This window comes from Enterobacter sp. FUJ80071 (assembly GCF_038739915.1).
In the GTDB taxonomy this organism is placed as follows: domain Bacteria; phylum Pseudomonadota; class Gammaproteobacteria; order Enterobacterales; family Enterobacteriaceae; genus Enterobacter; species Enterobacter kobei.
In genome coordinates this window covers 3,134,408-3,148,630 of the sequence record NZ_JBBXKH010000001.1, presented here as the reverse complement: position 1 = coordinate 3,148,630, position 14,223 = coordinate 3,134,408, and the positions used below count along the sequence as shown (strand labels likewise).

Below are 14,223 nucleotides of genomic sequence, written 5' to 3'. Positions count from 1 at the left end.
ATTATTAAGTAAGCACAAACCGCGGCCTTTCAGGTAAACTTGTTGTCTAAGGTCTTATTCACAAGAACAAAGGAGTCGGGATGAGTTCTCAATCCCAGGCCAAATCACCGGAAGCCTTACGAGCAATGGTCGCCGGGACGCTGGCTAACTTTCAGCATCCAACCCTGAAACATAATCTCACGACGCTGAAAGCGTTACACCACGTTGCGTGGCTGGACGATACGCTGCACATTGAGCTGCAGATGCCCTTCGTCTGGAGCACCGCCTTTGATGCGCTGAAAGAGCAGACCAGCTCTGAGCTGCTGCGCATTACCGGAGCGAAAGCGATCGACTGGAAGCTGAGCCACAGCATCGCCACGCTGAAGCGTGTGAAGAATCAGCCTGGCGTGAACGGTGTGAAAAACATCATCGCCGTGAGCTCAGGTAAAGGCGGGGTGGGCAAATCGTCTACCGCAGTAAACCTGGCGCTTGCGCTGGCGGCGGAAGGGGCGAAGGTGGGTATTCTCGATGCCGATATCTATGGTCCGTCCATTCCAAACATGCTGGGTGCGGAAAACCAGCGTCCAACCTCGCCGGACGGTACGCATATGGCGCCGATCGTGGCGCATGGGCTGGCGACCAACTCAATCGGTTACCTGGTGACTGACGATAACGCCATGGTCTGGCGCGGCCCGATGGCCAGCAAAGCGCTGATGCAGATGCTGCAGGAAACCATGTGGCCGGATCTCGATTATCTGGTGCTGGATATGCCGCCGGGTACCGGTGATATCCAGCTGACGCTGGCGCAGAACATTCCGGTAACGGGCTCTGTGGTGGTGACCACACCGCAGGACATCGCGCTGATCGACGCCAAAAAAGGCATCGTCATGTTCGAAAAAGTGGAGGTGCCGGTACTTGGTATCGTTGAGAACATGAGCATGCACATCTGCAGCAACTGTGGGCACCACGAGCCAATCTTTGGTACCGGTGGCGCAGAAAAGCTGGCCGAACAGTATCATACCCAACTGCTGGGTCAGATGCCGCTGCATATCACCCTGCGCGAAGATCTGGACAGTGGAAAACCGACGGTTGTTAGCCGTCCGGACAGCGAATTTGCGGATATGTATCGTCAGCTGGCGGGGCGCGTTGCGGCGCAGCTTTACTGGCAGGGCGAAGTGATCCCGGGTGAAATCGCCTTCCGCGCGGTGTAACTCCTCTGCGCTTTAATGCCGGGTGGCGCTTCGCTTACCCGGCCTACAAATGGCACCATCACGTAGGTCGGGTAAGGCGAAGCCGCCACCCGACGTTAACGCAGCCGATAATGCATCAGATAGTACTCTCCGTCCGGAGAATCACCCGTTGCCTCAATGTGCCAGCCATGTCGCTGGTAAAACGCAATAGCCCGCCTGTTCTTCACCAGACACTTCAGTGCACCCGTGCTGGTAAACGTTTTCTGTACGTGCTCAAGTAACAGATGTCCGACACCCAGGCTCTGAGACTGCGGATCAACAAACAGGTTGTGCAGAAAATTATCGTTGGTCCAGACGGAAGCAAACCCCAGGCGATGGCCGTCCTGCTCCGCAACCCAGATGGCTTCGTCCCGGGTAGCGGCGTCGAAATCTTCCAGATGCCAGCCAGAGTCATCAAGCCAGGGCCAGGCATCGCGTCGGGCGTGGAGATAGAGCGTGCGCAGGAAAGGCCGATCGCTCTCCTGCCACGGACGGATGACGATCGTATCAGCGATGATAGAAGATATCCCCATTATAGGCTTTGTAGATTTTGCCATCTGCATCGCCAATCAGGACGTAGTTTTCGCCCATGTAGGTCCAGTGGGTCCCTGCATCCGGTGCCGGCAGGTTACGCAACTGATACTGTTTGATGGTGTATTCGGGCGTTTGATACTGCGCCGGTGCGGTATCGCCGATTTTGAACTTAGTGAAATCAGCGATGAACTCTTGTTCCTCATAGGCTTTGATGCCTGATGGCGCAGCGGCGGTTTGCGGGGCAGAAAATGCGGGTCCCGCCAGAGACAGTAATACACCCAGAAGCAGCAATTTACGCTTAGCCATTTTTTCTCCAGTGATATCGTTACAGATGTTTTGTCTGCGGGCGCGCGTATGAAGCAAGGCAGACAGTCCATTTTAAGGATCAACGCAAGCCGTGTATGAAAAAAATGTAACAAAAATGGACAGTTTTGTGTAGTCGAACCGTGTGGGTCTTATTTGTGTGGTCGATATTTACCATTACTAGTATTTGTTATTTTTATTAATCTATTCTGAAAATAACTTTTAGCATCAAAATTGCGCGGTTAAGCGAATGCTTTACTGAGGAATACCCTTTAGTATCGCCTTCGGATGAAGTGATATTACTTTTGATTTTATTAGACGATTGTGCATCGGCTCAGTTTTTTAAAGCGGATGTATTCGTTTTTTAGAATTTCATGGTAATGCCATTAAAATAATAACTAATTATATTTCATGGTGTTAGTTGCATTCTTTTTGCAGATGTAACGCCTGGCGCAACGATAAACCAACATTTTATATAAATGAAAAACACAACTGCATTCCCACTACTCTTTCTTTTTCTTAGCCAGTTAACAGGGTGTGTATTTTCACCGGGTCAGCACTTAAGTCTGTCTGGAAAAAAAGTTACGCCGAGTGAAGGAATTAATCATCAACTGGATAAACGTGTAGAAATTTTTCCAGTGACCCCTGGGTTGATTGAAAAACTGCGTCCGCCCGTGTCGAAATCTCAGGCGAATCCTAATCTGGATGAGCAGCTCAAAAACTGGGAATACCGTATTGGCACAGGCGACATCCTGACGGTCACCGTCTGGGATCACCCTGAATTAACGACGCCTGCCGGGCAGTATCGTAGCGCGAGCGATGCGGGCAACTGGGTCAACGCCGACGGTACGCTTTTTTACCCCTATGTCGGTAAGCTGCACGTAGCGGGCAAAACAGTTTCACAGATACGTGAAGAGATTACCGCGCGGCTGGATAAGGTCATTGAGAGCCCTCAGGTGGATGTCAGCATAGCCTCCTTCCGTTCGCAAAAAGCCTATATCACTGGTGAGGTAGAGAAATCGGGCCAGCAGCCCATTACCAATATTCCACTGACGGTGATGGATGCAGTCAACGCTGCTGGTGGGCTATCTGCGGATGCCGACTGGCGGAATGTGGTACTCACGCATAATGGTCAGGACTCACGTCTTTCCCTCTATGCCCTGATGCAGCACGGCGATTTAACGCAAAACAAGCTGCTTTATCCTGGCGATATCTTGTTTGTTCCCCGAAACGACGCGCTGAAAGTGTTCGTGATGGGGGAGGTGGTTAAACAGAGCACCCTTAAAATGGATCGTAGCGGCATGACGCTGGCCGAAGCGCTGGGAAATGCTGGCGGCTTAAACCAGAACATGGCCGATGCCACCGGCATTTTTGTTATTCGACAGGTAGCGAAAAAAGGCGACGCGGACAAAATTGCCAACATCTATCAACTGAATGCAGAAGATGCGTCAGCCATGGTACTAAGCACGGAATTTCAGCTGGAGCCGTATGACATTGTCTATGTGACCACCGCACCGCTTTCACGCTGGAATCGCGTCATTACCCAACTGGTGCCGACTATCACAGGTGTTCACGATCTGACCGAAACCGTCCGTTATATCAGATCGTGGCCGCAATAATGTTCAATTCAATCTTAGTGGTTTGCACAGGCAATATTTGCCGTTCGCCAATGGGTGAACGGCTGTTGCGCCAGCAGTTACCCGGCAGGCAGGTGACCTCGGCAGGTATTTTCGGTCTCGAAGGATGCCCGGCGGATGCCGCTGCGCAGGCCGTGGCCTGGCGTCATGGTATTTCGCTGGAGGGGCATGTTGCCCGCAAGGTGACGCGTAGCCTGTTACAAAAATCCGATTTGATTCTGGTGATGGAGCCGAAACACCTTCGTTTTATCGCCACTATGGCCCCGGAGAACCGGGGAAAATCGCTGCTATTTGGACAATGGCTGGAAACCAAGGACATTCCCGACCCGTATCACAAAAGTCGTGAAGCCTTCGAATATGTTTTCAACCAATTGGGAAAAGCCAGTCAGGAATGGGCTCGTCGTTTGAGTCAACAAGGAATGAAGCAGTAATGTCGTCTTCTAAATCAGACAAATTTGGTGCCGCGACACCGCAGAATAATGAAATCGATCTCATTCAGTTGCTTGCTGAGATGTTTGATCACCGGATCATGATTGCGTGTATCACACTCCTGTTCACGGTATGTGCGGGGATTTATGCATTTAGCGCCACGCCAGTTTATCAGGCTGATGCCCTGGTGCAGGTCGAGGCGAAGCAGGATAACTCGCTACTTAAAAGCTTAAGCCAGTTCGGGTCCGATCTCTCCCCCGATGTCGCCCCAGAACTTCTGCTCCTTAAATCAAGGATGATTCTGGGAGAGACCGTTGATCAACTCGGGCTAACATACCACGTTAAGCGGCGCGTACTCCCTGTTATCGGTCCTGTGTGGGAACAGATTCGGGGACGAAAATCTGATGAAATAACGATTGGCGCACTGACTATTCCGCTTCTGGAAGGTGAGCCACAAACGCTTTTACTCACCGCACAGGACCAGGGGCGATTTCATCTTGAGGGTAAGACGCTGGCTGTAGACGGCGTTGTGGGAAAAGCGCTGGTTAAAGATGGGGTATCTCTGCTGGTGACATCCCTCGATGCGGTTCCGGGTACCCAATTTATCCTCAAAACCGTCACGAAACTTGAAGCGATCAACGCCATTCAAAAGAGGCTTACGGTTGCTGAATCGGCGAAACAGAGCGGTATGATCGCGTTAACCATAGCGGGTGAAGACCCCGGTAAGATCGCCAGAGTGCTAAATACAATCGCTGAAAATTATCTCAGCCAGAATATCGCGCGTCAGGAAGCTCAAGATACCCGGAGCCTGACGTTTTTACAGACTCAATTACCGAAGATCAGTCGGGAGCTGGATGAAGCCGAAGCACGACTGAATGCCTACAGAGAGAAGCGTGATTCTGTCGACTTGTCTCTGGAGGCAAAGTCGGTTCTTGATCAGGTTGTTAATGTGGAAAACCAGCTTAACGAGCTGACATTCCGTGAAGCAGAGGTTTCTCAGCTTTTCAAGAAGGATCACCCCACTTACCGCGCGTTACGGGAAAAGAAACAAACGCTTGAGCAGGAACGTACGCGCCTCAACAAACGCGTTTCAGCCATGCCCTCCACGCAGCAGGAAATATTACGCCTGAGTCGTGACGTGGAATCCGGGCGTACCATCTACCTGCAACTTCTGACGCGGCAGCAGGAGCTGAATATCTCCCGCTCCAGCGCGATTGGAAACGTGCGGATCATTGACCCGGCCGTGACGCAGCCCATTCCGATTAAACCGCGTAAAGCGCTTATTATTGTGCTGGGCATGTTGATGGGGTTAATGCTCTCGACCGGAACGGTTTTCGTGCGTTCGGCCTTTAAGCGGGGCATTACGTCATCTGAGCAACTTGAAATGCAGGGAATACCGCTTCTGGCGACGCTCCCGCGTTCAGTCTGGCTCTGGAAAAAGACGCATCTGCGCAGGCGGAACCTGTTTGCTTCCCACTGGAAACACAGAACATCAAACGTACCTTTCCTGCCTGTTGACCGGCCGACCGATATGTTTATCGAAGCGGTGCGCGGGCTCCGTACCAGTCTGCATTTTACAATGATGGATGCAACAAACCGGATCGTAGTGGTGTCAGGCCCTACGCAGGACTGCGGAAAGACCCTGGTCAGTACCTCACTGGCGTCGATTGCGGCTCAGGCGGGACAGCGAGTCTTGTTTATTGATGCGGATATGCGCAAGGGGTATGTCCACAATATTTTCAAACTGAACAATCATCTTGGATTGTCCAGCGTGCTCGGAGGAAACGTAGAATGGCAGGACGCGGTTCAACGCTTTGAGAAAGGCGGTTTTGATGTCCTGACCTGCGGACCCCGGCCTTCACATCCCGTTGATTTGCTCATGAGTGAACGCTTCCAGGCGGTAATGTCACGGATCGACACACTTTATGACATCGTCATTATCGACACCCCACCCGTACTTGCCGTGACGGATGCATTGCTGATCACCAGAGCCGCGGCCACCACGCTACTGGTTGCCCGTTTTGGAAAAACCAGCGGTAAAGAGGTCGAGCACTCACTGAAGCGTCTGCGGCAAACGGGCGTGCAGGTGAATGGCGCTATCCTCAACGATATCGTGAAATCCGCTGCGCTCTATTACAACTCGGGCTATAGCCACTACGACTATGGCTACACCCAGGAATAAGCGTGGCGCGACACTTCTTTACAGCACCGCGCCGAACAGCCCGTTAAGATGACCTCCGTTACAACGAGAGGTCATAATGGATAACCGTAAATTGAGTCGACTGCGCCGTTGGGCGCGGGAAGGGATCATTTTCTTCCTGCTCGCGCTGGCCGTGATGTGGGGCGTGGATCAATTCCGCAAGCCCACACTCCCCGCCAGTTTTAGCGCCACCCCAATGCAAAGCATTGACGGAAAGCGCCACGATATCGAAGCGCTCAGCCAGGAGCGGCCACTGTTGATCTACGTCTGGGCCACCTGGTGTAGCATCTGCCGTTATACGACACCGGCGGTGGATAAGCTGGCAGAAGAGGGCGGTAACGTCATCAGTATTGCCATGCGTTCTGGTGATGATGCGAAGCTGGCTCGCTGGGTCGAGAAGAAAAGCCTGAGTATGCCGGTGATTAACGATGCAAACGGTGCGGTGTCACAACAGTGGCAGGTGAGCGTAACGCCGACGCTGGTGATTGTATCGAAGGGGAATGTGGTCAGTACCACAACGGGCTGGACGAGTTACTGGGGATTAAAAGTCAGGATGTGGTGGGCAGGTCTGTAAAAATAACCCCTCTCCCGGCGGGAGAGGGGTTTTGGATTACTTAGCCAGAACTTCCTGCGCGGTGCGCTCAACCAAAGACAGCAGGGTTTTAATATCCTCCAGCGTCACGGTTGGGTTCAGCAGCGTAAGCTTCAGGCAGGTAACGCCGTTATGCTCGGTCACACCGACGTTCGCGCGACCAGACTCCAGCAGCGCATCACCAATTTTCTGGTTCAGCAGGGCGATACCCGCATCGTCCATCTGCACCTGGCCACGGAAGCGGAACAGCACGCTTGCCAGCTGTGGCTGCATAACCAGTTCCAGAGCAGGCTGCTCTTTCACGTAGGCGGCAACCTGCTGCGCCAGCAATACGCCGTGATCGATGATCGCGGCGTATTGCTCCTGACCCAGTGCTTCCAGGCTCATCCACAGCTTCAGCGCGTCGAAACGACGGGTCGTCTGCAGAGATTTGGACACCAGGTTTGGCACGCCCGCCTCTTCGTCGAACTCAGAGTTCAGGTAGGCAGCCTGATAGCGCATCAGTTCATAGTGACGTGCTTCTTTCAGCAGGAACGCGCCGCAGCTGATGGTCTGGAAGAACTGCTTGTGGAAGTCCAGCGTGACGGAATCCACCAGCTCAATACCGTCCAGGTAATGACGATACTGCTCAGACATCAGCAGCGCGCCGCCCCAGGCCGCATCAACGTGTACCCAAATGTTCTGCTTTGCCGCCAGTTCAGCAATCGCACGCAGCGGGTCGATAGCACCGGCATCGGTGGTACCGGCTGTCGCGACGATCGCCAGAATCTGCTCGCCGTTCGCGTTGCACTGCGCAATTTTCGCCGCCAGATCGGACAGATCCATACGGGAGAATTCATCCGTTTTCACCTGCACCACGGACTGGTAGCCCAGACCCATCAGCGCCATGTTTTTCTGCACGGAGAAGTGCGCGTTTTCGGAGCACAGTACGCGGATCTTACGCAGATCGCCCACTAGACCGTCCTGCTGAACGGAGTGACCCTGACGCGCGAAGAATGCATCACGGGCCAGCATCAGACCCATCAGGTTGCTCTGAGTGCCGCCGCTGGTGAAAACACCTGCGTCGCCAGCCTGATAACCCACGCGGGTACGCAGCCATTCGATCAGTTTGATCTCAATGATGGTTGCGGACGGGCTTTGATCCCAGGAGTCCATACTCTGGTTAGTGGCGTTAATCAGCACTTCTGCCGCCTGGCTTACGACCAGACTTGGGCAGTGCAGGTGCGCCACACACTGTGGGTGATGAACGGACAAGCTGTCTTTCAGGAAGAACTCCACGGCGCGTTCAATCGCCGCTTCGTTGCCCAGCCCTTTCGGGTTGAAATCCAGCTTAATACGGTCGCGCAGTTCCGCGACCGTTTTGCCCTGGTACATCTCAGGCTGTTTCAGCCACTGCATCACAGCCTGAGTGCTTTGTTCAATCGCCTGCTGATAAGCGTCAATACTCTGCGCAGAGGAGAACAAAATTGGGTTTGAATCTGACATCGTAATCAACTACTCCGGTTACGCCGGGCGAACGCCCGCAGCAAGCAGTGCCTGCTCGAATTTATCCAGGAAGATTTTCAGCTCTTCATCGCTGATCAGCAGAGAAGGCAGCAGACGCAGAACGATACCGTTGCGACCACCACGTTCCAGAATCAGACCGGCTTCGAAGCATTTCTTCTGAATCAGTGCAGACAGCTCGCCGTCGCCCGGGAAGCAACCCATGTGGTCAGCCGCTTCGTGTGGCTTAACGATCTCAATACCGATCATCATGCCCAGACCGCGAACGTGGCCGATGACCGGATAACGTTTCGCCATCTCTTTCAGCTGGCCTTTCAGCCATTCGCCCTGTGCAGCCACTTTGCCTGCGATGTTCTGGTCTTTCAGGATTTTCAGCGTCGTCAGACCGGTTGCCATCGCCAGCTGGTTGCCGCGGAAGGTGCCGGTGTGGTGACCCGGTGCCCATGCGTCGAACTGCTTTTTGATACCGAGCACGGCCAGCGGCAGACCGCCGCCAACGGCTTTAGACATCACGATAATGTCTGGCTCAATGCCCGCGTGTTCGAAGGCGAAGAATTTACCGGTACGGGCAAAGCCTGCCTGAACTTCGTCGAGGATCAGCAGAATGCCATGTTCCTGCGTCACTTTACGGATGCGCTGCAGCCACTCAGCCGGAGCCGGGTTCACGCCGCCTTCACCCTGAACGGCTTCGAGGATCACCGCAGCAGGTTTACGCACGCCGCTTTCAACGTCGTTAATCAGGTTGTCGAAGTAGTAGGTCAGCGCTTTAACACCCGCTTCACCACCGATACCCAGTGGGCAGCGGTATTCGTGCGGATAAGGCATGAACTGCACTTCTGGCATCATACCGTCAACCGCTTCTTTCGGAGACAGGTTACCCGTCACGGACAGTGCGCCGTGGGTCATCCCGTGGTAACCACCTGAGAAGCTGATGATACCGCTACGGCCGGTCACTTTTTTCGCCAGCTTCAGCGCCGCTTCAACGGCGTCAGCACCGGATGGACCGGTGAACTGCAGGCAGTATTCTTTGCCCTGACCCGGCAGCAGAGAGAGCAGGTATTCAGAAAACGCGTCTTTCAGAGGCGTCGTCAGATCCAGTGTATGTAACGGCAAGCCGCTGGTAATGACATTTTGGATGCTTTTCAGCACATCAGGATGGTTATGTCCAAGCGCAAGGGTCCCTGCACCTGCTAAACAGTCAAGGTATTCTTTATTATCTGCATCGGTGATCCACACGCCTTCTGCTTTAGTGATCGCTAAAGGCAGTTTGCGCGGATAACTCCTGACGTTAGATTCAAACTCGGCCTGACGGGCCAGATAGGTTTCGTTGCTTTTGTGGGCATCTACAGTGTCAATACGGACTTTATCCGTCATCATATCACTCCTACAACCGCCGCTTCGTTATGAGCCACGATTGAATAAAAAGTTAAAAAACAGATGGGGCCTGAAAAAAACGCCGCCAATATAGAGCCTTTTGCCACGGGGCTCAATGGTTAATTTGTTTACTGTTTTGTGACATGGGTTACAGGGGCGGGTTTATCCCCGTTTAAGGAGAGGAAATTACACTTTATGGTAAATAAAAACAGCCTGTTACGTACTTTACGCCCTGATTGTAAAATCATAAAAAAGAGTGTGGCAAATTGTGCGATTCGCTTGATGAAAAGGAGGTAAGCCGCCTCCTTTGCACGCTTATTTCTGCGACCTGTGCAAAAAGCTGCGGTCAGGATGCATGCGCAACGGAATCACGCTTTAAATATGGACTTTCAACACGTGTGGTTTCCAGGTGTTGCTCACCGTTAATAATATGCAGGGCGCTCAGGCGACCAATTTCATAATGCGGCAACTGAACCGTAGAGAGCGGAGGGAGGAAGAGTTCCCCAATGCCGACCATATTGTCGTAGCCGATAACCGCGACATCCTCGGGAATGCGAAGCCCTTGCGCTAGTAGCGTCTGATAGACCATCAACGCGATGCGGTCGTTGCCGCAGATCACGGCGTCGAACCGTGGGACACCATTCTGGATGCGCGCCAGCAACACTGAGGGAATGTCACGATAGTGCTCATCGCCGGGCGCCATATAGTTGTGCTCCAGGCTATCCGGGTCGATTCCCGCTTCAAGGCATGCGCGTTCCAGCCCCTGACGGCGTCGGGTTGTGGCCAGGTGGCTCGCAGGCAAATGCAGGCAGAGTGGTTGTTGATAGCCCTCCGCAAGCAACGCGCGCACGGCGGTGTACTGCCCCAGTTCGTCATCTGGAATATAGCTGGCTACCCGTTCACCGTCACTTTCGCAGTTGGCCAACACACAGGGTAGGGTGAGCAACTTAGCCGGGAGAGGAACCTGACGTAGCCCCATGGTGGTGTAAATAATCCCGTCAGGCCGATGAGACAGGAGAAGGTCGACAATGGCGTCCGGATTATCATCGCTAAACATATTCATCACGAAGCTGTTCCAGCCGTGCATCCTGGCGGTCTCTTCAATGGACAGCGTAATCTCCACCGAGAAAGGTGTCGTCACCGTATCAAGGGCCAGCACGCCGATGGTTTTAGGTGAGGCATGTGCACCACGTATCTTCTTGGCGGACAGATCGGGCACATAGTTGGTCTGCTCGATGGCCCGATGTACGCGCGCCAGCGTTTCCGGTTTTAGGCGCTCCGGGCTGTTAAGCGCACGTGATACGGTCATCAGAGACACGTTCGCCAGCTTTGCGACGTCCTTCAGGGAAGCCATTTTCTTACTCCGTCAATGATCTGTAAGAGAGAATATACAACTAAGTAACTGATGTAAAAGGAAAGCCTGTTCAAGGGTTGTGTCGTGCAGCGATCACAGATGAATATTTGATCGCGATCGCACTCCTTCAATGTTAACGTTAACTTTCGTGATTAACATCATAAATCTTAGTCAAACAGCATGAGAATAAAATTATGTTAACGTTACCATCGCGTCATTACTCCAACATGAGAATGTCATGATGAAAACGCATCACTCTCACAGCTACCCTTTATTGAGCGCATTACTGTTTTTCTTTTTTGTGACCTGGTCGTCTTCCGGCTCGTTGCTTTCTATCTGGCTCCACCAGGAAGTGGGCTTAAAGGCAGGGGATACCGGCATTATCTATGCCGTGCTTTCAGTCTCTGCGCTGTTTGCTCAAATCTGCTATGGATTCATTCAGGACAAGCTCGGTCTGAGAAAAAACCTGCTCTGGTTTCTGACCAGTCTGCTCATTCTATCGGGTCCGGCGTTTTTGCTGTTTGGTTATCTGCTGCAGATTAACGTTTTACTCGGCAGTATTTTCGGCGGGGTTTTTATCGGTTTGACGTTTAACGGCGGGATAGGGGTACTGGAATCCTATACCGAGCGCGTGGCACGCCAAAGCCAGTTTGAATTCGGCAAAGCGAGGATGTGGGGATCGCTTGGCTGGGCAGTGGCGACCTTTTTTGCGGGACTCTTGTTTAACATCGATCCGAAGCTGAATTTCGCTGTCGCGAGCTGCGCAGGACTGGTGTTTTTTATTTTGCTGGCGCGTCTCAGGGTCTCTTCGGCACCGCACGCCATGCAGGAAGCGGTCTCCGGCGGCAAGGTCACGCTGGAAGACGCGCTGCGCCTGCTGACGCTGCCACGCTTCTGGGCGCTGGTGTTTTTCGTAATCGGGACCTGTATTTACGGCGTTTACGACCAGCAGTTTCCGGTCTATTTCTCCTCCCAGTTCCCGACGTTGCAGGAAGGGAACGCCATGTACGGCTACCTCAACTCCTTCCAGGTTTTCCTTGAAGCGGCGGGGATGTTCTGCGCTCCCTGGCTGGTGAATCGCCTCGGCGCGAAGAATGGCCTGATTTTCGCGGGAATGGTGATGGCGATGCGTATGGTGGCATCGGGACTGGTTGAGGGGCCGGTATTGATCTCCATAACCAAACTATTGCACGCAGTAGAACTGCCTGTTTTGCTGGTCTCAATCTTTAAATACAACAGTTTACATTTTGATAAGCGGCTCTCTTCCACCCTTTATCTGGTGGGCTTCGCCTGTACAAGCTCGGTAATTGCCTCAGTCCTGTCGCCGCTGGCAGGTTACAGCTATGAGAAATACGGTTTTGCCCAGTCTTATCTGATTATGGGGCTGTTAGTGTTCAGCACCACGTTTATCTCCATCTTCCTTTTGCGCTCGGGTAAGTCCTCTTCTGACCCGCTCATGCCGCAACCTTCCTCTATCTGATCGAAAGAGTAGAGCAATGACGTATTCCATTACGAAAGCAGAGCAGGAACTTCAGTCCAGACGCGAGGGGCTTAACCTGCGCTGGTATCCGCGTTACCACCTCGCTGCACGCGCTGGCTGGATGAACGACCCTAATGGCCTGGTCTGGTTTGATGGCTGGTATCACGCCTTTTATCAACATCATCCGTATTCGACCCAGTGGGGCCCGATGCACTGGGGCCATGCGCGCAGCAAGGATTTAGTTCACTGGGAACATCTCCCGGTTGCACTGGCGCCAGAAGGAGCAGAAGACAAGGATGGCTGTTTTTCCGGATCGGCAGTGGTGGATGGCGATACGCTTGCGCTGATTTACACCGGACATAAATTCCACGGCGATCCTGATGATGAGGCAAATCTCTACCAGGTGCAGTGTCTGGCGACCAGCCGTGATGGTATTCATTTTAGCCGGGAAGGCATGGTTGTTGACACGCCGCCTGGCCTGCATCACTTCCGTGACCCGAAAGTGTGGCGTGAGGGGGAGAGCTGGTACATGGTCGTCGGTGCGCGGGACGGCGAAACGGGTCAGGTGCGCGTGTATCGCTCTGAAGATCTGCACGCGTGGCAGGATATGGGCGTGCTTGCGGTGGCAGAAAAAGAGATGGGGTATATGTGGGAATGCCCTGACTTTTTCACTCTCAATGGCAAGCGCGTACTGATGTTTTCACCTCAGGGAGTGGTGGCTGAAGGATACAAAAATCGTAATCTATTTCAGAGTGGCTATCTGTTGGGCGAGTGGCAGCCTGGTCAGCCTTTTGTGCGAGAAGGTGAGTTTGTGGAGATGGATCGCGGACATGATTTCTATGCGCCACAAAGTTTCCTGACCCCTGATGGCCGCCGTATCGTTATCGGCTGGCTGGACATGTGGGAATCCCCACTGCCGGAGCAGGAAGATGGATGGGCTGGCATGCTCTCTTTACCGCGTGAACTGACGCTGAGTGCGGATAACCGCCTGCAAATGCGACCGGCCAGAGAGGTCGAAGGCCTCCGGGGAGAGTGGTTCCCCTGGCCAGTAAGTACTCTTAAAAACCAGCAGATTACTCTGGTGGAACACTGCGACGCGATGGAGGTCATGCTGAAGTGGGATTGCGCCAACAGCGGTGCAGAGCAATACGGCATTCGTTTTGGAGATGGCTTACGCGTCTATGTTGATGCGCAGATGCAGCGCCTGGTGCTGGAGCGTTATTATCCGCAGTATGGCCTGTGCGGTACCCGAAGCGTCGCGCTGAACCTGAACGACACGCTAAGCCTGCGCCTGTTCGTTGACAGCTCGTCAGTGGAAGTGTTTGTCAATGAAGGGGAGGCGTGCCTGAGCAGCCGTATTTACCCTGATGCAGAGTGTCGCGAACTTGCGTTGTTCGCGTGGACCGGGGCCGCTTCGCTTATCGATGCCGGAGCATGGCAATTAGGGTAAACGAATGACGTCAGGAATAACGTCCTGACGTCATAATCCGTTATGGTCTGCAAATAAAAAGGCGACAGGCGACGCCTTTGTTTTACGTTGCTTCTTTACTCACCGCCGATCTGCTCTGACAGAGTAATAAACGAAGATGAACAGGTGATTCCTTTCCCG

Annotated in this window: 12 protein-coding genes; 7 read left to right on the top strand and 5 right to left on the bottom strand. The window is 53.2% G+C overall.

Annotated elements, in window-relative coordinates; genetic code table 11:
* Window positions 1–80 precede the first annotated feature (80 nt).
* The gene (gene apbC, locus AAER43_RS15325; RefSeq protein WP_057057730.1) at window positions 81–1,190 is read left to right on the top strand and encodes an iron-sulfur cluster carrier protein ApbC; all 1,110 of its coding nucleotides are present in this window, start codon (window positions 81–83) and stop codon (window positions 1,188–1,190) included.
* 95 nt (window positions 1,191–1,285) lie between these two features.
* Here the strand turns inward: apbC and AAER43_RS15320 are convergent, their stop codons facing one another.
* Together AAER43_RS15320 and AAER43_RS15315 are read right to left on the bottom strand one after the other, a co-directional pair.
* Window positions 1,286–1,741 (bottom strand): GNAT family N-acetyltransferase, encoded by a 456-nt coding sequence (locus AAER43_RS15320; protein WP_224955253.1) that lies wholly within the window; start codon window positions 1,739–1,741, stop codon window positions 1,286–1,288.
* Window positions 1,716–2,048: an RcnB family protein gene (locus AAER43_RS15315; protein ID WP_050862514.1), complete on the bottom strand. Its 333-nt coding sequence runs from the start codon at window positions 2,046–2,048 to the stop codon at window positions 1,716–1,718. The genes AAER43_RS15320 and AAER43_RS15315 overlap by 26 nt, the downstream gene beginning before the upstream one ends.
* Window positions 2,049–2,524: 476 nt before the next feature.
* On the opposite strand from AAER43_RS15315, the gene AAER43_RS15310 reads away from it, so the two are divergent.
* The 4 genes from AAER43_RS15310 (at window position 2,525) to AAER43_RS15295 (ending at window position 6,885) form a co-directional block, all read left to right on the top strand.
* A complete protein-coding gene (locus AAER43_RS15310) occupies window positions 2,525–3,664 on the top strand; it encodes a polysaccharide export protein (RefSeq protein WP_023337539.1) in 1,140 nt (379 codons plus the stop codon).
* Complete coding sequence (locus AAER43_RS15305) at window positions 3,664–4,113, top strand: phosphotyrosine protein phosphatase (protein ID WP_023330908.1); 450 nt, start codon at window positions 3,664–3,666, stop codon at window positions 4,111–4,113. Before AAER43_RS15310 ends, AAER43_RS15305 begins: the two co-directional genes overlap by 1 nt.
* Complete coding sequence (locus tag AAER43_RS15300; protein ID WP_050862513.1) at window positions 4,113–6,293, top strand: polysaccharide biosynthesis tyrosine autokinase; 2,181 nt, start codon at window positions 4,113–4,115, stop codon at window positions 6,291–6,293. The genes AAER43_RS15305 and AAER43_RS15300 overlap by 1 nt, the downstream gene beginning before the upstream one ends.
* Before the next feature lie 76 nt (window positions 6,294–6,369).
* Window positions 6,370–6,885, top strand: coding sequence for a protein disulfide oxidoreductase (locus tag AAER43_RS15295; protein WP_048997407.1), 516 nt, complete (start codon window positions 6,370–6,372; stop codon window positions 6,883–6,885).
* A 36-nt stretch (window positions 6,886–6,921) separates the two neighbouring features.
* On the opposite strand, the gene AAER43_RS15290 is transcribed toward AAER43_RS15295, so the two are convergent.
* The 3 genes from AAER43_RS15290 to AAER43_RS15280 form a co-directional block, all read right to left on the bottom strand.
* Window positions 6,922–8,388, bottom strand: a complete 1,467-nt coding sequence (locus tag AAER43_RS15290; RefSeq protein WP_050862512.1) for an aspartate aminotransferase family protein — start codon at window positions 8,386–8,388, stop codon at window positions 6,922–6,924.
* Window positions 8,389–8,406: 18 nt separating this feature from the next.
* Complete coding sequence (locus AAER43_RS15285) at window positions 8,407–9,783, bottom strand: diaminobutyrate--2-oxoglutarate transaminase (protein ID WP_014884533.1); 1,377 nt, start codon at window positions 9,781–9,783, stop codon at window positions 8,407–8,409.
* Between the two features lie 343 nt (window positions 9,784–10,126).
* Complete coding sequence (locus tag AAER43_RS15280) at window positions 10,127–11,134, bottom strand: LacI family DNA-binding transcriptional regulator (protein WP_050862511.1); 1,008 nt, start codon at window positions 11,132–11,134, stop codon at window positions 10,127–10,129.
* A 238-nt stretch (window positions 11,135–11,372) separates the two neighbouring features.
* On the opposite strand from AAER43_RS15280, the gene AAER43_RS15275 reads away from it, so the two are divergent.
* The gene (locus AAER43_RS15275) at window positions 11,373–12,614 is read left to right on the top strand and encodes an MFS transporter (protein ID WP_050862510.1); all 1,242 of its coding nucleotides are present in this window, start codon (window positions 11,373–11,375) and stop codon (window positions 12,612–12,614) included.
* A 16-nt stretch (window positions 12,615–12,630) separates the two neighbouring features.
* Window positions 12,631–14,064 carry a glycoside hydrolase family 32 protein gene (locus AAER43_RS15270; RefSeq protein WP_023337537.1) on the top strand — a complete coding sequence of 478 codons (1,434 nt, stop codon included), beginning with the start codon at window positions 12,631–12,633 and terminating at the stop codon, window positions 14,062–14,064.
* The last annotated feature ends 159 nt before the right edge of the window (window positions 14,065–14,223 follow it).